The 18,539-nt window shown below is 38.3% G+C and carries 18 protein-coding genes; 2 read left to right on the forward strand and 16 right to left on the reverse strand.

The features are described from left to right. The first annotated feature begins 90 nt into the window (after positions 1 to 90). Complete coding sequence (nadE, locus tag ACKGJN_RS11760; RefSeq protein WP_409539698.1) at positions 91 to 882, forward strand: NAD(+) synthase; 792 nt, start codon at positions 91 to 93, stop codon at positions 880 to 882. Positions 883 to 1,013: 131 nt separating this feature from the next. Next, a complete protein-coding gene (locus tag ACKGJN_RS11765) occupies positions 1,014 to 1,652 on the forward strand; it encodes a response regulator (protein ID WP_409539699.1) in 639 nt (212 codons plus the stop codon). Here the strand turns inward: ACKGJN_RS11765 and dnaG are convergent. From dnaG to ACKGJN_RS11845, 16 genes are all read right to left on the reverse strand, one after another. Next, the gene (gene dnaG, locus ACKGJN_RS11770; RefSeq protein ID WP_409539700.1) at positions 1,645 to 3,600 is read right to left on the reverse strand and encodes a DNA primase; all 1,956 of its coding nucleotides are present in this window, start codon (positions 3,598 to 3,600) and stop codon (positions 1,645 to 1,647) included. The genes ACKGJN_RS11765 and dnaG overlap by 8 nt on opposite strands. A 199-nt stretch (positions 3,601 to 3,799) precedes the next feature. Then, the gene (locus ACKGJN_RS11775; RefSeq protein ID WP_409539701.1) at positions 3,800 to 4,855 is read right to left on the reverse strand and encodes a hypothetical protein; all 1,056 of its coding nucleotides are present in this window, start codon (positions 4,853 to 4,855) and stop codon (positions 3,800 to 3,802) included. Between the two features lie 96 nt (positions 4,856 to 4,951). After that, positions 4,952 to 5,710: a hypothetical protein gene (locus tag ACKGJN_RS11780; RefSeq protein WP_409539702.1), complete on the reverse strand. Its 759-nt coding sequence runs from the start codon at positions 5,708 to 5,710 to the stop codon at positions 4,952 to 4,954. Then, positions 5,691 to 6,260: an RNA polymerase sigma factor gene (locus tag ACKGJN_RS11785; protein WP_409539703.1), complete on the reverse strand. Its 570-nt coding sequence runs from the start codon at positions 6,258 to 6,260 to the stop codon at positions 5,691 to 5,693. Before ACKGJN_RS11785 ends, ACKGJN_RS11780 begins: the two co-directional genes overlap by 20 nt. A gap of 218 nt (positions 6,261 to 6,478) precedes the next feature. Continuing rightward, positions 6,479 to 7,456 (reverse strand): polyprenyl synthetase family protein, encoded by a 978-nt coding sequence (locus ACKGJN_RS11790; protein WP_409539704.1) that lies wholly within the window; start codon positions 7,454 to 7,456, stop codon positions 6,479 to 6,481. Positions 7,457 to 7,737: 281 nt separating this feature from the next. Beyond that, positions 7,738 to 8,781, reverse strand: coding sequence for a 23S rRNA (adenine(2503)-C(2))-methyltransferase RlmN (gene rlmN / locus ACKGJN_RS11795; RefSeq protein WP_409539706.1), 1,044 nt, complete (start codon positions 8,779 to 8,781; stop codon positions 7,738 to 7,740). 610 nt (positions 8,782 to 9,391) lie between these two features. Next, complete coding sequence (gene queA / locus ACKGJN_RS11800) at positions 9,392 to 10,447, reverse strand: tRNA preQ1(34) S-adenosylmethionine ribosyltransferase-isomerase QueA (RefSeq protein ID WP_409539708.1); 1,056 nt, start codon at positions 10,445 to 10,447, stop codon at positions 9,392 to 9,394. Between the two features lie 82 nt (positions 10,448 to 10,529). Continuing rightward, positions 10,530 to 11,759: a 3-phosphoshikimate 1-carboxyvinyltransferase gene (gene aroA / locus ACKGJN_RS11805; protein ID WP_409539709.1), complete on the reverse strand. Its 1,230-nt coding sequence runs from the start codon at positions 11,757 to 11,759 to the stop codon at positions 10,530 to 10,532. A gap of 296 nt (positions 11,760 to 12,055) precedes the next feature. Next, a complete protein-coding gene (locus tag ACKGJN_RS11810; RefSeq protein ID WP_409539711.1) occupies positions 12,056 to 12,322 on the reverse strand; it encodes a hypothetical protein in 267 nt (88 codons plus the stop codon). Then, positions 12,323 to 12,649 carry a nucleotide pyrophosphohydrolase gene (locus ACKGJN_RS11815; protein ID WP_409539712.1) on the reverse strand — a complete coding sequence of 109 codons (327 nt, stop codon included), beginning with the start codon at positions 12,647 to 12,649 and terminating at the stop codon, positions 12,323 to 12,325. Next, complete coding sequence (gene dtd, locus ACKGJN_RS11820) at positions 12,649 to 13,101, reverse strand: D-aminoacyl-tRNA deacylase (RefSeq protein ID WP_409539713.1); 453 nt, start codon at positions 13,099 to 13,101, stop codon at positions 12,649 to 12,651. The genes ACKGJN_RS11815 and dtd overlap by 1 nt, the downstream gene beginning before the upstream one ends. Then, positions 13,098 to 14,054 carry a ribosome small subunit-dependent GTPase A gene (gene rsgA, locus ACKGJN_RS11825; protein ID WP_409539714.1) on the reverse strand — a complete coding sequence of 319 codons (957 nt, stop codon included), beginning with the start codon at positions 14,052 to 14,054 and terminating at the stop codon, positions 13,098 to 13,100. The genes dtd and rsgA overlap by 4 nt, the downstream gene beginning before the upstream one ends. Positions 14,055 to 14,226: 172 nt before the next feature. Next, a complete protein-coding gene (locus ACKGJN_RS11830) occupies positions 14,227 to 15,312 on the reverse strand; it encodes a chorismate mutase (RefSeq protein WP_409539715.1) in 1,086 nt (361 codons plus the stop codon). A 22-nt stretch (positions 15,313 to 15,334) separates the two neighbouring features. After that, the gene (locus ACKGJN_RS11835) at positions 15,335 to 16,186 is read right to left on the reverse strand and encodes a prephenate dehydrogenase (protein WP_409539716.1); all 852 of its coding nucleotides are present in this window, start codon (positions 16,184 to 16,186) and stop codon (positions 15,335 to 15,337) included. After that, on the reverse strand, positions 16,183 to 17,331 hold the full coding sequence (locus tag ACKGJN_RS11840; RefSeq protein ID WP_409539717.1) for a pyridoxal phosphate-dependent aminotransferase: 1,149 nt from the start codon (positions 17,329 to 17,331) through the stop codon (positions 16,183 to 16,185). Before ACKGJN_RS11840 ends, ACKGJN_RS11835 begins: the two co-directional genes overlap by 4 nt. Next, positions 17,328 to 18,152, reverse strand: a complete 825-nt coding sequence (locus ACKGJN_RS11845) for a prephenate dehydratase (protein WP_409539718.1) — start codon at positions 18,150 to 18,152, stop codon at positions 17,328 to 17,330. Before ACKGJN_RS11845 ends, ACKGJN_RS11840 begins: the two co-directional genes overlap by 4 nt. Positions 18,153 to 18,539 lie beyond the last annotated feature (387 nt).

Here is an 18,539-nt window from a genome sequence, read left to right on the forward strand (position 1 = left end):
GGCCTTTAACGCTGCCGGTTTTTATTAATTGGGGAATCATGCTATTTTTGTTTGCAAAGATATTATTTACAAACTTAAACACCCAAAATTATGCAAACGGAAAAAGTGGTCGATCACATTGTAAATTGGCTAAAAGATTATGCCACGGCCGCAAACATTAAAGGCTTTGTGCTTGGAATAAGCGGCGGCGTAGACTCTGCTGTGGTTTCAGCCCTTTGTGCCCGCACCGGATTGCGTACTTTATGTTTGGAACTTCCCATTCATCAACATAGAATCCAGGTTGATTTGGCTAAAAACCATATCACTTCTTTGCAAAATCATTTTGCCAATGTAAGCAGCCTGGAAGTAAACCTTACCCCGGTTTTTGAAGAGTTTAAAAAAGCAGTTCCCCTTGTGCAGGAAAGTGAATTTTTAAACCTCACTCTTGCCAACACCCGCGCGCGTTTAAGGATGAGCACCTTATATTATTTTGCCGGTTTACACTCTTATCTGGTAGCAGGAACCGGAAATAAAATAGAAGATTTTGGTGTAGGATTTTTCACCAAATATGGCGATGGCGGAGTGGATTTAAGTCCCATTGCAGATCTATTAAAAAGTGAGGTTTTTGAGCTGGCAAGGTTCTTAAATATCAACAGGGAAATTCAGAAAGCAGAACCAACCGATGGCTTGTTTGAAGACAGCTTAAGCGATGAAGATCAAATAGGTGCAAGCTATGACGAACTTGAATGGGCGATGAAAATGCAAAAAAACGGCAAAAAACCATCCGATTTTAAAGGCAGAGAATTTGAAGTTTATAAAATTTATACCAGGTTAAATTCCATCAATCAGCATAAAATGAAAGCCATTCCTGTTTGTAAAATACCCGTTCATCTGAAAAATTAAACCCTTTATCGAATAAAATTTCTTTAGCGGTTAATTCATAAATTATTGGATTATTTTAGTTTGACCTTTTAATAATCGACTAAAATACATCCACCCCTACCGCAGTGAATTTTAGTGAAAACCGGTTTTCTATGAGCACAGTTTTAATCGCAGATCATCATCCAATCACATGGGAGGGAATTACCTCTTTACTCAGCAAAAATGAGCAATTAGAGGTAATTGGACATGTTACCAGTGGAAATGAACTTTTTAAATTCCTTAAAAATCAAATTCCCGATGTTTTGGTGATGGAAATTGACCTTCCACAAATCAACGGAATTACAGCTCTAAGAAACATTAAAAACCTTTTTCCGGGGACAAAAATGCTTGTATTTAGCTGCCATCCCGAAGAAATGTACGCACTAAGCGCCATAAAAGCCGGAGCTTCAGGTTATATCTCGAAAACGGTAGCTATAGAAAATTTACAAATGGCCATTACACAGGTCGCACGTGGAGGTATTTATTTGAACCGAAATATTACAGAAAGAATCAATTCCGGAATCTCACAAAGCAACAGCCTTATTTCAAAATTTAAAAAGCTTTCTACCCGGGAAGCGGAAGTACTGAATTTAATCTCCAACGGGAAACGCAACAAGGACATTGCTGAAGCTTTGGACATTAACGAAAAAACGGTTAGTACCTATAAAACCCGGTTGTTGAAAAAACTTAAAGTGGACAATATTGCCGATCTCATCCATCAAACACGGTTGCTGCAGCTAAGAACTACATAACCCTGTTCAATCTGTTTGATAAAACCCGTTTCAGGGACTGATAATCCATAATATCTTCAAGTCTTTTTCGTGGATCTTCTTCCTCAGAATCGTTTATTTTTTTAGAAAGTTCATCTATCTTTTGGTTTATAAGGAACCTCCGTAATGCCAGGATCGTTTCATTTACCAACCTCGCAACAGACTTTTCTTTGGTTTTAACCATGATTTCCATGCGCTCCCAATCGTGAAGGACATATTGCTCCTCTTCCATTAAAATAGTGGTTACAAGCGAGGATAATTCGGGCTCAAGTTCATTCAAGATCACATCAAGTTCTAAACTTCCCTTCTCGTTCAATTTTGCAACCAATAAAAGATAAAGCTTTCTGAAATCGTCATTGGTAAAGGCTATTTCATCCTCCTGAAGGTCAAGGTATATCTTCTCAAAAACTTTGGCTTTCTGGATCTCGGGTTCCAGAACAAGGTCTCCATTTTTGTTTTCCTTCCAAACCATATCTTCAAATTCTTCTTCTACTGTTCCGTAGAGCAGGAGTAAGCTGATGATCTTGCGTTCAAGCTCAAACAATTCATCCACCTTCACTTTGATGGTTTCGGAATCGCGAACTACTTCAAGTGGTTTTGTGGCCTGGGGTTTGGACATCGGTTTCCCGGCCTTTGCGAGCATTTGCGATAAAGTGGAAAAAAGCACATTTTCAGAAATATCCATGATCCTGGAGCATTCCTGAATATAAACTTCCTGCTGGATCTGGTTCGGGATCTTTGAAATACTGGAAACCATATCCTGGATAAGATTTGCCCTTTTTACCGGATCATTTTTGGCGTCTTCATATAATAAGGAAGCCTTGAACTCTATAAAATCCTTGGCATTTTCATTTAAATAGTCCTTTAGATCGGCCTGGGAATTTTTTCGTGCAAAACTGTCTGGATCTTCTCCATCTGGAAAAACACACACTTTCACATTCATTCCCTGCTCCAAAATAAGATCTATTCCACGTATGGAAGCCCGGATCCCGGCTGCATCTCCATCATACAGCACCGTGATATTTGTGGTTAACCTGCTGATTAACCTAATTTGTTCTGAAGTAAGCGACGTACCGGATGAGGACACCACGTTTTCAATTCCGCTTTGATGCAGCTGTATCACATCGGTATAACCTTCCACCAAATAACAATTATCCTCTTTGGCAATGGCCTGTTTTGCGTAATATATCCCGTATAAAACCTTGCTTTTATGGTAAAGCTCACTTTCCGGGGAATTCAGATATTTCGCGGCTTTTTTATCATTGGTAAGTATCCTTCCGCCAAAACCTAAAACCCTTCCGGACATGGAATGTATTGGGAACATCACCCTTCCCTTAAACCGGTCAAATTGCTTTTCACCTTTTACAATACTGAGCCCTGTTTTTTCCAGATAATCCAGCTTATATCCTTTCCGAATCGCTTCTGAAGTAAAAGCATCCCATTCATCCAGACAATATCCCAGCTGAAATTTTTTGATGGTTTCGTCGGTAAAGCCACGTTCTTTGAAATAACTAAGTCCGATAGCTTTCCCTTGCTCCGATTTTAAAAGTATATTCTGAAAATACTGATTTGCGAATTCTGAAACCAGGTACATGCTTTCCCGCTCATCTGCCTGTTGTTTTTGCTCATCAGATTGTTCGGTTTCTTCAATTTCAATATTGTATTTTTTTGCCAGATATTTAATGGCCTCGGGATAGGTGAAATGTTCGTGTTCCATTAAGAATGCAACCACGTTCCCTCCTTTTCCGCTGGAGAAATCCTTCCAGATCTGTTTCACCGGAGAAACCATAAAACTGGGACTGCGCTCCTCGGTAAAAGGGCTCAATCCTTTATAATTGCTGCCCGATTTTTTTAGCTGAACAAAGTCACCCAAAACCTCCTCGACCCTGGCGGTTTCAAATACTTGGTCTATGGTGTTTTTTGAAATCAAATTTTAGTGGAAATAAGTTTTGTAAGTGTCAAATGTAACAATAAAAAAAGAGAACAATTTTCAAATAAATGAAAACCATCCTCTTTCAACATCTTAGCAGAATGTTACTTTATTTATATCAAAACCCAAGCCGTTTATTTAAAAAACACATCTTAAGTCATTGATTTTTAAAATTTTAACACAGTGGCAGCTTTTAATATTAATCGATATCAAATCTTAAACCTACCGAAATATTATTCAGTTCTACATTCGGGTCTTTGAAGATTGGATTTAAATCGTATTTCACATAAAGGGCTGTTCCACCCAAACTCAAATACCCACTCAAACCATAAATAAAATCATTGGTATTATAATCAGCTTTCAATTTTTCCTTTACCTTATCATTACCTTCATCATACTTTAGTTTTTGCCGTTCCCCAATATTAAATCCGGCATATCCACCAAGTCCAATCTTAAACATTCCATGGGTGGAATACCTGAAATATTTTTCGGTTTCTGTTCTTTTTGAGGGACCAAATTCAAAATGTACAGGAAATACCAGGTTATCCATTCTAAATTTGGATTTGTCCAGGTCCAATGGAAACTCCTCCAGAACAGTGAGTTCATCTTTATCAACAAAATACCGGTTGTCTGTAGGTTTTAAACCATTAAACTGGAAGGAAACCCCATATTTTAAACGGAAAGCATTCGAATTATTGAGAACACGCGTCTTCCAGGCCCATCCAATCTCAAAAAAGCGGCTCCCTCCTATTTTAAAATCTGAATCATCGATAGAATTTTCATCAGATATTGCATTGTTTAAACCAAAAGCAAGCACAATATCACTGGTAGTCCTGCGATCGTAAGGAACTTTTTTATCTCTACTCATATTGATATGAACTACTTTTCCTTCATCAAATAATGACAAACTATTTATATGCTCTTTATTGCGATCTGCAAGTTCCAGCTCATTTTCAAGAATGGTAATTCTGTTTTCAATATTTAACGCATGTTTTTTTGCCGCATTTTCTCTCTGTTGCTTTGCCTGTTCCGGAGTGATCATTTCTTTTTCCAGTCGGTAATTAATACCTTCCAAAGTTTGCTTTAGTGATTTCTTTTCCCTGGCGATTATTTTATCCCGTTCCTTCTGAAAAAATTCCATACTTGTGTTAACGGAATCCTTCTTCGCAAGGGAAATTGAATCGTTTTGAGCATTTGTAACCTGAAGCATTAAGCCCATAAGAAGTAAACTAAAATAACTGATAATTGTTTTCATGATAATTGGTTTTAGCCCTTTCCCAGCCTTCCTAACCCGGAAGGACTAAGAAAAAATTTTGATTGATGAATGAACTTATTTAGTGATGAAATTGTTTTAATTATTACGGTTTTCCACAGCGATTCGGGCTTTTAAAAAGCCATCCTTAACCACCTCAAAAACCTTTTCCCGAAAAGATTCCTCCAGCTCCATCTCCACATTCCAAAGCAGGGCATTGGCAGTTATTTTTTCTGAAAAAGCCGTTTGTTCACCACTTCTTTTCAATTTAGAGCTCGCTTCAGCCAACAAGGCATCTACTTCTGCATCTGTAATATTTCCGCTGCTCTCCTGCAACATTATTTCTCCAATGGCATTCCGGATTTTTTGAGGGAATTCCGGCACTTCTGCATTTATTATTTCTGGCTCCAGAATTGGCTCCTGCTGTCTTATATTTTTATTTACTGTGGCAACAGCTTGAATATCGCTTATCAAAGGTTTTTGTTCTTCGGAAGTTGTTAAAGTTTTTTTCCTGGCCGGCGTTTCAATTATTTCTTTGTTTTCTTCAAAAGCTATTTCTTGTGAATTTGCTTCTTCTAAGATTTTTTGCTGAATTTTATTTTCCTTCTGTTCAGGTTTTTCTATCGGAACATTCACAATTTCCGGGTTATTACCTACCGGTTCGTTAAAGAAAGAACCGAAGATCAGGATCCCGCCTATAATCGTTGCTGCTATTCCAACCCACCAGAATATGGGATTTCTCCTCTTTTCTTCAGAATCCAACCGTGCACTGAGTGCTTCCCAACTGCCAGATTTTGGTTCTATCTCCCGCTCATTCAGCTTTTCGCTGAATTTCCTTTCAAATTTTAACTGTCCCATAATCTGATGTGCTTTGCGTTTTTAATTTTTCCTGTAACATTTTCCTCGCCTTAAACAACTGGGATTTTGAAGTTCCCTCTGTAATATTCAGCATTTTTGAAATTTCCTGATGCTTGTAACCTTCAATGGCATACATCACAAAAACCACCTTATAACCTTCCGGCAGACTGTCGATCAGTTTCTGAATATGCTCCACCTCAATTCCGGATTTGATATTGTTAAAACTCTGGTTGGTATCTTCAAAAACCTCTTCAGCAAAATCCATTACCTTTTTCGATCTTAAAAAAGAAATTGCTTCCCTAATCATTATTTTTCTCACCCAGCCCTCAAAACTTCCATCATTCTTAAAGCTGGAAATATGCTTGAAAACCTTAAAAAATCCGTTGAGCATAACTTCTTCGGCGTGGTGCAAATCCTTGATATACATCCTGCAAACACTCAGCATTTTCCCTGAATATTTCCTGTACAATTCCTCCTGTGCATCGCGGTTATTTTTTGCGGCACGGGTGATAAGTTTGGTTTCGTTTTTAAAAAGTTGAATTACTTTCACAGATTTATAATAAGGCTTCTATTTATAAAGACGCATGAAATTTACAAAAGGTTGCCTGGAAAAATTTAAAAAATTTAAAATTTAAAAATTCAAGGTTGGAAAGTGGAAAAAGTTGAAAGTTGGAAAGTTGGAAAGTTTGAAATACGGATTTCACGAATTATAATGAATTACGCGAATTTGGAATCCGGAATTAGGAACTCATAATTCGAAATGGGAATTTACTTTTTACGTTCGATCACGTAATTTACCATTAGCTCGAGAGAATCTTTATATGAAGATTGAGGGTAAACGTAGAGAATTTCCAGGGCTTCCCTTTGGTATTCCTTCATTTTATTTTCAGCATACGTAAGTCCTCCCTGAGACTTCACAAAGGCTATTACCTCCTTAACACGCTTTTTATTTTTATTATGGTTTTTAACGGAATTGATCAACCACTTTTTCTCCTTTGGAGTTGAGTTATTCAAGGCATGTATGAGCGGAAGGGTCATTTTTTGTTCCTTGATATCTATTCCGGTTGGCTTCCCAATTTGCTCATCCCCGTAATCAAAAAGATCATCTTTTATTTGAAAAGCCATCCCTATCAGCTCCCCAAATTTTCTCATTTTTTCTACCTCCTCCGATTCCGGTTTTACAGATGCAGCCCCAAGACTACAACAGGCTGCAATAAGCGTGGCGGTTTTCTGGCGAATTATATCATAATAAACGTCTTCTGTAATATCAAGTCGGCGTGCTTTTTCAATTTGCAGCAATTCACCTTCACTCATCTCCCTTACCGCTACTGAAATAATCTTTAAAAGATCAAAATCGTTGTTGTCTATTGACAGCAATAATCCTTTTGAAAGCAAATAATCCCCAACCAAAACAGCAATCTTGTTTTTCCAGAGTGCATTGATACTGAAAAATCCGCGTCGGCGGTTGGAATCATCCACCACATCATCATGCACCAGGGTGGCCGTATGGATCAATTCAATGACCGCTGCGCCACGATAGGTACGTTCATTCACATTTCCGTTTGAAACCATTTTGGAGACCAGAAACACGAACATAGGCCGCATTTGCTTGCCTTTCCTGTTGACTACATAATGAGTGATCCGGTTTAACAAGGCCACTTTTGAAGACATGGACTCGAAGAACTTTTTTTCAAAAAGTTCCATCTCTTTCTCAACCGGAAGTTTTATTTGGGAGATAACCTTCATAAGGATTCCAAAGATAGTTAAAGAATTCCGTTAAAATACAAGGCCTTTAAAGGTTTTCATCCGGATACCTATCCCGACAGAAGGAGCGCTTTTAAAATGAAAGAATTTCAATTATTATAAAGCATCGTTGACCTATAGAAATCTAAAAAAATATCTGAAATCAGGCAGTAATTGGCACTTCACTATCTTTTAGCCACATATGCACGAATATTTTTTAGGCTTTTTGTCTTTTTTCTATTCTCTTTTTTCTTGATTCTTGATTTTTGTCTTGACTATTGTATTTAAGAAGATTTGTTCGCTAATTGTCCGCAGGCAGCATCGATATCTTTTCCCCTGGATCGTCGAACGGTTACCGTAATTCCGTTTTGTTCGAGCATCTTCTCATACATATGTGTAGCCTGTGAAGAAGCCTGCTGAAACTGCCCATCATCTATTGGATTATATTCTATCAAATTCACCTTACAGGGAACATACTTACAAAATCTCACCAAAGCTTCTGCATCTTTCGGTTGATCATTGATCCCTTCCCAAACAATATATTCATAGGTTATCCTGCTTTTGGTTTTTGCATACCAATATTCCAGCGCTTCTTTTAAATCCTGCAACGGGAAAGTAGCATTAAAAGGCATAATTTGAGTACGTATCTCATCTATAGCCGAATGCAGGGAAACGGCAAGTTTGATTTTTGCCTCATCATCTGCAAGTTTTTTTATCATCTTCGGCACTCCGGAAGTGGAAATGGTAATACGTTTGGGAGACATTCCAAGGCCGTCTTTGGAAGTGATCTTTTCCACAGCTTTCATCACATTGTTGTAATTCATAAGCGGCTCCCCCATTCCCATAAAAACAATGTTGGAAAGCGGTTTATCAAAATACAACCGACTTTCATTATCGATAGCAACCACCTGATCATAGATCTCATCTGGATTCAGGTTTCTCATGCGTTTCAGGGTTGCGGTAGCACAAAATTTGCAATCCAAACTGCAACCCACCTGAGAAGAAACGCAGGCAGTAGTTCTTTTGGGAGTTGGAATAAGAACAGATTCCACGGTAAGATTGTCATGCAGTTTCACGGCATTCTTAATAGTGCCGTCACTACTGCGTTGCATTAAATCTACCCGGATATGATTGATCACAAAATTATCCTGCAACATTTTGCGGGTTTCCTTTGAGACATTGGTCATATCTTCAAAACTATGCGCACCTTTATTCCAAAGCCATTCATATACCTGCGATCCCCGGAAGGATTTATCACCCTGAGCGACAAAAAATTCCTGAAGTTGCTGTTTGGTTAAGGCCCGTATATCTTTCTTATCATTTTTCACGCTGCAAAAGTAAGGATTTTATACCGATTTTTTAGTCGATGATTGGGTAACTAATTCTTATTCAACATTCTGAATGCTTCAGGCTGAAAGCCACGAATACAGAAATATTTTTCCGGTAATAGTTGTAAAGAATTTATATGTATTCATTGTTGTCCGGTAAACATTTTTGTGAAAGCTTAAAGCGCATATCGATTGGGAATTCCAATGGGATTTTTAATAAACAAACCTTACTTTTCTGAATTATTCAATCATATCGATAATTTAAATGTTCTGAAAAAATGGAAATTATAACTAAATGCTTATCAGTTAATTAAAATCAAGTCTTTTCTTGATTCTTGCAGTTATGCCGAAGGCGGAACGATCTTTTCTCTTTACCGGACATTACTGATATGTATTAATAAAACCTAAAATTTAATTTTCTAAATATTCTATAAAAAAACCACGAATGCACAAATATAATATTCGTGCATTCGTGGCCGTAATAAATCGGCAGAGTGGAAAAAAACATTATCGAAAAAAAACAAAAAAGCCACAAAACACAAATTTAAATATTCGTGCATTCGTGGCTTTAAAAAATAGGTATAATGAAAATTAAACCCTTAATGAGGGATTAAATAATCAACATGGCATCCCCATAGGTGTAGAATTTATATTTTTCCTTGATCGCTTCAGCATAAGCCTTTTTCATAAAATCATGTCCTGCAAAAGCAGAAACCATCATCATTAGCGTAGATTTTGGAGTATGGAAATTTGTGATCATACAATTTGCTATGCTAAAATCATACGGAGGAAATATAAACTTATTTGTCCATCCGCTGAATTCATTCAAGGTATGATTTGAAGAAACCGCACTTTCAAGAACTCTCATCGAGGTTGTTCCCACTGCACATACTCTTCTTCGCTCCTTAATAGCCTTGTTGATAATCCTGGTTGCATTCGTATCGATGAAAGCTTCTTCACTATCCATTTTATGCTTTGAAAGATCTTCTACTTCAACCGGATTAAAAGTACCCAAACCAACATGTAAGGTTACTTCAGCAAAGTCAATTCCCTTAATCTCAAGGCGTTTAAGCAGTTGTTTGGAAAAGTGCAAACCGGCCGTAGGAGCAGCAACTGCACCTTCGGTTTTAGCGTAAATGGTTTGATATCTTTCCTGATCTTCAGGCTGAACATCTCTTTTGATATATTTTGGCAACGGAGTTTCCCCTAATTCATCCAATTTTTTTCTGAATTCCTCATAGGAGCCATCATATAAAAACCGAAGGGTCCTACCCCTGGAAGTAGTATTATCAATCACTTCTGCTACCAGACTTTCATCTTCCCCAAAATATAACTTATTCCCAATCCTGATCTTTCTTGCAGGATCCACTAAAACATCCCATAACTTAGTCTCAGGATTTAATTCCCTCAATAAAAATACTTCAATTCTGGCGCCTGTTTTTTCTTTATTCCCATATAATCTTGCGGGAAAAACTTTTGTATTATTAAGCACCAGAACATCTTCAGGTTCAAAATAATCTATAATGTCTTTGAATTGTTTGTGCTCAATTGTTTGCTCTTTTCTGTTCAACACCATCAATCTTGCTTCATCCCTGTTTTCTGAAGGATATTCTGCCAGAAGTTCTTCCGGAAGTTCAAAACCGAATTGTGAAAGTTTCATTCCCATAGTTACATTTTTTTAAGTGCGCAAATATACAACCTGCCAATAGGCGTTGTCAAGCAAATAGAGGTTTATTTAAAGAAAAGCTTTATTTAGAAGGCTTTACGAGACTAAAACCTATTTGTTGCAAATCTTCCCAAAAGCCGGGATATGATTTTGAAACCACTCCTGCGTCCTCTATTTCCAGCGGTACTTTTAATGAAAGTGGTGCAAAAGCCATCGCCATTCTATGATCGTTATATGTGGCAATAGAAATATTTTTGTTCAGCATTTTTGCCGGGAAAAGCTTAAGGCAATCCTCTGTGATTTGTACCCTGGCTCCCAGTTTTTCCATTTCGGTTTTTAGGGCAACCAGTCGGTCGGTCTCTTTGATTTTTAAGGTATGTAACCCGCTTAGTTCGCATTCAATGCCCAAAGCCAGGCAGGTAACGGCGATGGTTTGAGCGATATCCGGAGCATTCTGAAGGTTTTCAATGATACGCCGTGGTTTTTTACAAGGTCGCTTTTCCAGTATTATGGAATTTCCTTCAAATCGGGTCACGATTCCAAAATGTTTATAAATTTCAGCGATACAGGAATCTCCCTGCAAGCTTGTTCTTCGGTAATTCGAAAGCTTAAGATCTGCGGTTTCGCTGATTGCTGCAAGACTATAAAAATAAGATGCCGAGCTCCAGTCCGATTCGATTTTTACCTTTTTTTGCCCCAGACTTTTCTTAGGTTGTATGTTTATTTTATTTCCTTTAAAATCGCCTTCAATCCCTAAAAAATGCAATAATTCCAGGGTCATTTCTATGTATGGGGTGGAAGTTACCGTACCTTCCAGCAGTATCTCCAAACCTTCCGGTAAGGATGGTGCGATCAACATTAAAGCAGAAATATACTGGCTGCTAATATTGGCTTTAACCGAAACAAAACTCTTCTTAAGTTCCTTCCCGCTAATTTTTAATGGCGGAAATCCTTTCTGTTCTAAGTAAGAAATTTCCGCTCCCAGATCCTTTAAGGCGTCAACCAATAATTTTACCGGTCGCTCCTTCATTCGTTTGCTGCCGGTAAGGACTACCTCACAGCCCTTTTTCGCTGCAAAATATGCGGTTAGAAACCTCATAGCCGTTCCCGCATGGTGAATGTCTACGGTTCCCGAATCCCTTTGCAAAGCTTCCTGCATCACCCTGGAATCATCACTATTGGAAAGATTTTCCAGGCGAATGCCGGGATAAAGTGCCTGCAGGATCAAAACCCTGTTGGATTCGCTTTTTGAACCAGTGATTTGCAAGTCTCCTTTCAGGTTTTTTTGAGAATGGGATAGTTGAATCTTCATTTTATAAATTTCGGATTAATTTTTTTTTAGCATTGTTGTCCGGTGAAAATTTATGTAATCGCTGAAATCACACATTAAATGAACAATCCAGGGATATTTGTAAAGTATACACCTTGCATTTAGGAATTTTAAAATTATTCTAATAATTAGGGTATTCTGAAAAATATAGATATTATAACAAGATGTTTATCATTTAATTAAAATCAAGTCTTGGTTCTTGATTCTTTCAGTTCTGCCAAAGGCGGAACGATCTTTATTCAATATACCGGACGGTACTGATTTTAAATTAAAAAATTTTAGCGGTCTCTTTCTTCCTTTTTGATCCTGGAACTAAACTGACCGTAAGAAATAATAAATCCGTACACCAGCGAGCCAAGAATAGTCCCTAATGTAAATTGAACCCAATTTCCGTCGCCGAGTTTAGCTTCAAAAAACTTTGAAAATTCAAATCCGCCGTAATCAAATAACATGGAAATAAAATGATAAATAATTGCAAATGCAATCCCCATTCCTGCTACCGATTTCCAAAATGCTTTATCCTTAACTATTCGTTTAAAAGCCATTTATTTAAGTTTATCATTATTTTGATGCCGATCATGATCGCGTTTGGTTTTCAGGTCGAGTTTTTTGTCAAAAGCTTCCTGAAGATCAATCCCGGTTTGATTGGCGAGGCAAAGTACCACAAACATTACATCGGCCAATTCTTCTCCCAGATCCTTGTTCTTATCGCTTTCTTTTTCACTTTGTTCCCCATAACGGCGGGCAATTATTCGCGCTACTTCTCCTACCTCTTCTGTGAGTTGCGCCATATTGGTGAGCTCGTTAAAATACCGCACTCCGTGCGATTTTATCCATTCATCTACGGCTAACTGTGAATTTTGAATATCCATTATTCCCTGTTTTTTGAATCGATTAAAATTGTGACCGGGCCGTCATTTACGAGAGAAACCTTCATATCTGCCCCAAAAATTCCGGTTTTTATGGGTTTCCCAAGCAGATTCTCAAGCTTTTTATTGAATTCCTCATACAAAGGAATGGCAATCTCTGGCTTTGCTGCTTTTATATAACCCGGCCTGTTACCTTTTTTTGTGCTGGCGTGAAGCGTGAACTGACTTATTACTAAAATCTCTCCGTCTATATCCTGCAAAGAAAGATTCATCACTCCGTTTTCATCATTAAAAATCCGCATTTTCAGGATCTTATTGCACAGCCAGTCTATATCTTCGGCTGTATCTGCCTCTTCAATACCCAGCAATACCAAAAGCCCGGACTGAATTGCACCGTTTATAGTTCCTTCTATGCTAACAGAAGCTTCGGATACCCTCTGTAAAACTATTCTCATTGGTCTTCTTCGTAATTATCTATTCTGTATTGCTGCTCGTCCTCTCCCTTGATGATTTGTAAATAACTTTTGTACCTGGACCAGGCAACGCTACCGTCTTCCAAAGCATCTTTTACTGCACATTTTGGCTCTTCCAGATGCAAACAATTATAATATTTACATTGATCCTTTAAAGCAAAAAATTCAGGGAAATAATTCGCGAGTTCTTCCTTTTCTATCTCAACTACACCAAATCCTTTTATTCCCGGAGTGTCAATTATTCTGGCATCAAAACTCAAATCGTACATCTCTGCAAAGGTCGTGGTATGTTGCCCCTGTTTGGATTGTACGCTTATCTTGGAGGTCTTCAGGTCCAGTGTAGGTTCCAGCGCGTTTATCAGGGTAGATTTCCCTGTACCGCTATGGCCGGAGATCATGGAGGTTTTCCCGGTCATCATCTTCTTAACCTTATCAATATTTTTTCCGGTCATCGCCGAAATTCCCAGGCATTCATACCCGATCTCGCGATATAGCGCTGCCAGGTATTTGATCTCTGCCAGCTCATCTTCATTATAAATATCAATTTTATTGAAAAGCAGTACTGTTTTAATATGATATGCTTCAGCAGTAACCAGAAACCGGTCTATAAAAGTGGTGAAGGTTGGCGGATTATTTAGCGTGACCAGTAAAAATGCCTGGTCTATATTTGAGGCTATTATGTGTGTTTGTTTGGAAAGGTTTACAGATTTGCGAATGATGTAATTATCCCGGTCTTCTATCTCCTTTATAACCCCTTTCACATCTTCCAGTCCTTCCTCCAAATCAAATTTCACACGGTCTCCCACCGCTACCGGATTGGTGCTTTTAATCCCTTTAAGCCTGAATTTCCCTTTTATCCGGCAATTGTAAATCTCCCCGTCTTCAGCCTTTACCTGGTACCAGCTCCCTGTAGATTTATAAACGATTCCTCTCATCAAAATTTTTAAAAAGTTAAAAAACTTAATTTATTATGCTCTGTATTTAGTTGTAATTTCTCAAAAACCTCAACCATTACAAGCAAATTTACATTTAAATTATTGGTTTTCACTTTTATCCTAAACGGAAAAAAACCCGCACTGGTATCTAAATATAGTGCGGGGTTTATTTCTATTTGGCTTTCATCACCTTTTCCTGACGATTGATAGATTCCTGGTGAACCGCTTTAAAAAGTCGAAGGATAAATTCTTCACTTAACCCAACCTGTTCTCCCTCAAGCACCATTTTACCCAGGATCTCATTCCATCGTTTGGTTTGTAACACCGAAACATTCTGATCTTTTTTCACCTTTCCTATATCATCTGAAATTTTCATCCTTTTAGATAAAAGTTCTATTAGATGATTATCTGCTACGTCTATTTGCGCTCTTAAATTATTCAGCTTGTTCTGAAATTCGGCACTTTCTGAAATTTCTTTTCTTATTTTAAGATCTTTCATAAACTGAATTAAGGTTGCAGGGGTGATTTGCTGTGCTGCATCGCTCCAGGCATTATCGGGATCGTGATGGGTTTCCACCATCAATCCGTCGTAATTGAGATCTAATGCGGTTTGGCAGAGATCAAAAATAGTATCGCGCCTTCCGGCAATGTGGGATGGATCCAGGATTAAAGGAAGATCCGGAAAACGGTTCTGCAGGTCTATGGGAATTTGCCATTCCGGATTGTTCCTGTATTTGGTTTTTTCGTAGGCTGAAAATCCGCGGTGAATCACCCCAAGGTTTTTAATATCGGCCGTATAAAAGCGCTCTACAGCACCTAACCAAAGGGAAAGATCGGGATTCACGGGGTTTTTTACCAATACGGTTTTATCAGTTCCTTTAAGCGCATCTGCAATTTCCTGGATTATAAATGGAGAAACCGTAGTTCGTGCTCCAATCCACAATATATCAATATCATTTTCCAAAGCAAGCTCCACGTGATTAGGGTTGGCAACTTCGGTGGTGGTCAACAATCCGGTTTCCTCTTTGGCGGTTTTTAACCATTTTAAACCAAGTGCTCCCACTCCTTCAAAATTTCCGGGACGGGTCCTTGGTTTCCAGATTCCGGCACGCAATACGCTCACATCGCTGTCTTTTAGCTGTTTTGCGATCTTCACCACCTGTTCTTCGGTTTCGGCACTACAAGGGCCTGCAATTACCAAGGGATGATCCAAATTGAATTCATCTAACCAGTTTCTGAGTTCTTTCTTGTTTTCCATGTTCTTCGATTTAATCTTAGTGTTAATTTATTCCGTTTAAAATTGATTTTATATGATTGGTTTTTTCCATTTCCCTGTAAACCTCTTCAAAATTATTTTCTTCCATCAGGCTCTTGAATTGATTTAGATTGCTTATATATTCGGTTAAAGTTTCAAGTATATTCTCCCTGTTTTGCTGAAAAATGGGAGACCACATAGCTGGAGAGCTTTTTGCCAGTCGTACCGTTGACGCAAATCCGCTTCCCGCCATATCGAATATATCACGCTCATTCCGTTCCTTTTCCAAAACCGTTTTTCCCAGCATAAAGGAACTTATGTGTGATAAATGCGACACATAGGCTATATGTTTATCGTGGGATTTTGCATCCATATAACGAATGCGCATCCCCAAATGCCTGAAGATTTCGAGGGCTTTTTCCTGTAATTTGAAAGCAGTTTTTTCCACCTCACAAATAATCATCGTTTTATTGCGGTACAATTCTGAAACAGCTGCCTCCGGGCCTGAAAACTCGGTTCCGGAAATAGGATGGGCTGCAAGGAAATTCCGCCTTTTTGGATGGGTTGCAACCTCAGTGCATATTTTTTCCTTTGTAGATCCCGCATCAATCACCAGGGTATGATCACCGATTTGATCTAAAACTTTCTTCAACAAACCTATTCCTGCATCTACCGGAACCGCGATAATCACTAAATCTGAACCGGCAACATCCTCCAGCTCTGCACTCTTATCTATAATTCCCAATTCCCTGGCTTTTTCCAAATGTGCTTCGCAATTATCTATCCCAACAATTTTTGCCTGCGGGTAAAATGCTTTAAGGTCCAGTGCAAAAGAGCCTCCTATTAACCCTATTCCTATGACATGTATGTTCTTCATAAACCTATCCTTTCAATTGCACGATCGATCACCTCGCTGGTTGCACAAAGGGAAAATCGTACATATCCTTCTCCCTGATCCCCAAAAATGAAACCCGGGGCGATGAAAATACTGTGGGTATATAGTAAATTATTCACCAAACCTTCTGAAGTTTCCCCTTCCGGAACTTTTGCCCAAACGAACATGCCAGATTGGTCCTTGCCAGGTGTACAGCCCAATGCTTTTGCAAGCTTCAGGATTTTTTGTTTTCTTTCTGCGTAAACCTTGTTCAGGGAAGTAAACCAGCTTGCGGGTAAGCGCAATGCGGCTGAAGCTCCTGCTTGCAGCGGGTAAAACATTCCGCTATCCAGATTGGTCTTCACTTTTAAAATAGTGTTCAGGTTTTTTTCATTTCCGCAAACCATCCCAACCCTCCATCCGGCCATATTAAAACTCTTGCTTAAAGAATTCAGTTCCAAAACCACCTCTTTGGCTCCTTCAGTTTCTAAAATGCTTCTCGGAGAATCATTCAGAATAAAACTGTACGGATTATCATTCACTATTAGGATCTTGTTCTTTTTCGCAAAAGCGACCAATTTTTCAAAAATCGTTTCATTTGCTGAAGCTCCGGTAGGCATATGGGGATAATTCACCCACATAAGCTTTACTTTGCTGAGATCTCTGCTTTCAATTTCTTCCAAATCCGGATTCCAGTTGGTTTCCTCTTTTAAATTATAATAAACAGGTTTCGCACCAACCAAATTGGTAACCGAAGTATATGTAGGATATCCGGGATTCGGAATTAAAACCTCATCGCCTTCATTTAAAAAAGCCATTGAAATATGCGTGATCCCTTCTTTGCTGCCCATTAAGGGAATGATCTCTGTTTCTGGATTAAGGTCTACGCGGTAATGATTCTTGTAAAATTCCTTAATCGCGTTCCTGAAATCCAGGGTTCCCCTATACGGCTGATATTGATGTGCGCCTGTATTGGTAAGCGCCAGGTTTAAAGCCTCTATTACCTGAGGTGGAGGCGGCAAATCTGGGCTGCCAATTCCAAGGTTTATAATATCCTTTCCGCTGGCTGAAAGCGAACGTACTTCCTGCAATTTTGTGGAAAAATAGTATTCCTGTACTAAATTTAATCTGTTTGCCTGCTCGATCATAAGCTGTTTTTATAAGTTCCCAACACATGTAATTGTTCTGTCATAACCTCAAGAATTTTCATCGCTTTTAGAAATTCTGAATGGTTTTCAAAGGTTACATCCACAAAAAATGAATATTTCCAGGGCGCTTCAATAATTGGCATACTCTGGATTTTGGTCATATCCATATCAAAATCCCGGATGATGTTCAATACCGAAACCAAACTTCCCCGCTTGCTTTCAAGTTCAAATTTCAAAGAAGCTTTATCGAGTTTATCTCCATTCGGTTCTTTCATTTTTTTACTGATGATCAAAAACCGGGTGGCATTGCTTTTTTTGGTATGGATTTCCTCAGCCAGTATTTCCAATCCAAATAATTTGGCTGCAGCTGTACTTGCAACAGCAGCAACATGTTTTAAGCTGTTTTGGGATATTCTTTTTGCCACTTCAGCAGTATCGGTATCTTCAATAAGTTTTATATGCGGATGTCCTTTAAAAAATTCCTTGCACTGCAACAATGCCATAGGATGCGAAAAAACCTTCTTAATCGTGGCAATACTTTGACCTGGCAATGCCATTAAATTCATATTGATGGGGATATAATGTTCTCCCACAATTTTTAAATTGTTCTCATCAATTAATGCGTAGTTAGGTAAAATGGAACCCGCAATTGAATTTTCGATTGCCATCACCGCCTCCTCGCATTCTCCTTTCACAAGACTGTCTACAAGTTCCCTGAAAGACATGAACTCCAGAACTTCCACATTTTCCCCATAGAATTCCTGGGCCACCAAATGATGAAATGAACCTTGTGCTCCCTGAATTCCTATAATTTTTTCCATTTTAAACATTTTAATAAAAAAAAATCCCGATGTTGCCATCGGGATTTGAAATATAATTTTTCATTTAATTACATGCCGCTCCCGATTCTATCTCTGTAATAGAAATAAAAGTAATAGAAAGCGTTCCAGGTAAGTAAATTGATCATTGTTCGTTTTGTATTTCGCTAATGTAGAATATAATTTTAAAAAATCGCAAAAAAATTTGTTTTTTATGCGAAACCGGTTTCGTTGGAACTGGTTTTTTTTCCACAGTTCATTCTGAACGAGCTTTTGGGCGAGGAAGAATCCATGCAGTGAGTGCACCGGGTAATCAAAAAATAATTTGATGGTTTATTGAAGTGTTTTCTGCTTTAGGTTCGAACAACTTTTCCAAAGTTTTAAACTTTG

Source organism: Gillisia xinjiangensis (genome assembly GCF_046298265.1).
Taxonomy (GTDB): Bacteria; Bacteroidota; Bacteroidia; order Flavobacteriales; family Flavobacteriaceae; genus Gillisia; species Gillisia xinjiangensis.

Coding starts and splice junctions, on each gene's coding strand:
- nadE (WP_409539698.1), top strand. CDS start 91: ATGCAAACGGAAAAAGTGGTCGATCACATTGTAAATTGGCTAAAAGAT.
- ACKGJN_RS11765 (WP_409539699.1), top strand. CDS start 1,014: ATGAGCACAGTTTTAATCGCAGATCATCATCCAATCACATGGGAGGGA.
- ACKGJN_RS11775 (WP_409539701.1), bottom strand. CDS start 4,855: ATGAAAACAATTATCAGTTATTTTAGTTTACTTCTTATGGGCTTAATG.
- ACKGJN_RS11780 (WP_409539702.1), bottom strand. CDS start 5,710: ATGGGACAGTTAAAATTTGAAAGGAAATTCAGCGAAAAGCTGAATGAG.
- ACKGJN_RS11790 (WP_409539704.1), bottom strand. CDS start 7,456: ATGAAGGTTATCTCCCAAATAAAACTTCCGGTTGAGAAAGAGATGGAA.
- queA (WP_409539708.1), bottom strand. CDS start 10,447: ATGGGAATGAAACTTTCACAATTCGGTTTTGAACTTCCGGAAGAACTT.
- aroA (WP_409539709.1), bottom strand. CDS start 11,759: ATGAAGATTCAACTATCCCATTCTCAAAAAAACCTGAAAGGAGACTTG.
- ACKGJN_RS11810 (WP_409539711.1), bottom strand. CDS start 12,322: ATGGCTTTTAAACGAATAGTTAAGGATAAAGCATTTTGGAAATCGGTA.
- ACKGJN_RS11815 (WP_409539712.1), bottom strand. CDS start 12,649: ATGGATATTCAAAATTCACAGTTAGCCGTAGATGAATGGATAAAATCG.
- dtd (WP_409539713.1), bottom strand. CDS start 13,101: ATGAGAATAGTTTTACAGAGGGTATCCGAAGCTTCTGTTAGCATAGAA.
- rsgA (WP_409539714.1), bottom strand. CDS start 14,054: ATGAGAGGAATCGTTTATAAATCTACAGGGAGCTGGTACCAGGTAAAG.
- ACKGJN_RS11830 (WP_409539715.1), bottom strand. CDS start 15,312: ATGGAAAACAAGAAAGAACTCAGAAACTGGTTAGATGAATTCAATTTG.
- ACKGJN_RS11835 (WP_409539716.1), bottom strand. CDS start 16,186: ATGAAGAACATACATGTCATAGGAATAGGGTTAATAGGAGGCTCTTTT.
- ACKGJN_RS11840 (WP_409539717.1), bottom strand. CDS start 17,331: ATGATCGAGCAGGCAAACAGATTAAATTTAGTACAGGAATACTATTTT.
- ACKGJN_RS11845 (WP_409539718.1), bottom strand. CDS start 18,152: ATGGAAAAAATTATAGGAATTCAGGGAGCACAAGGTTCATTTCATCAT.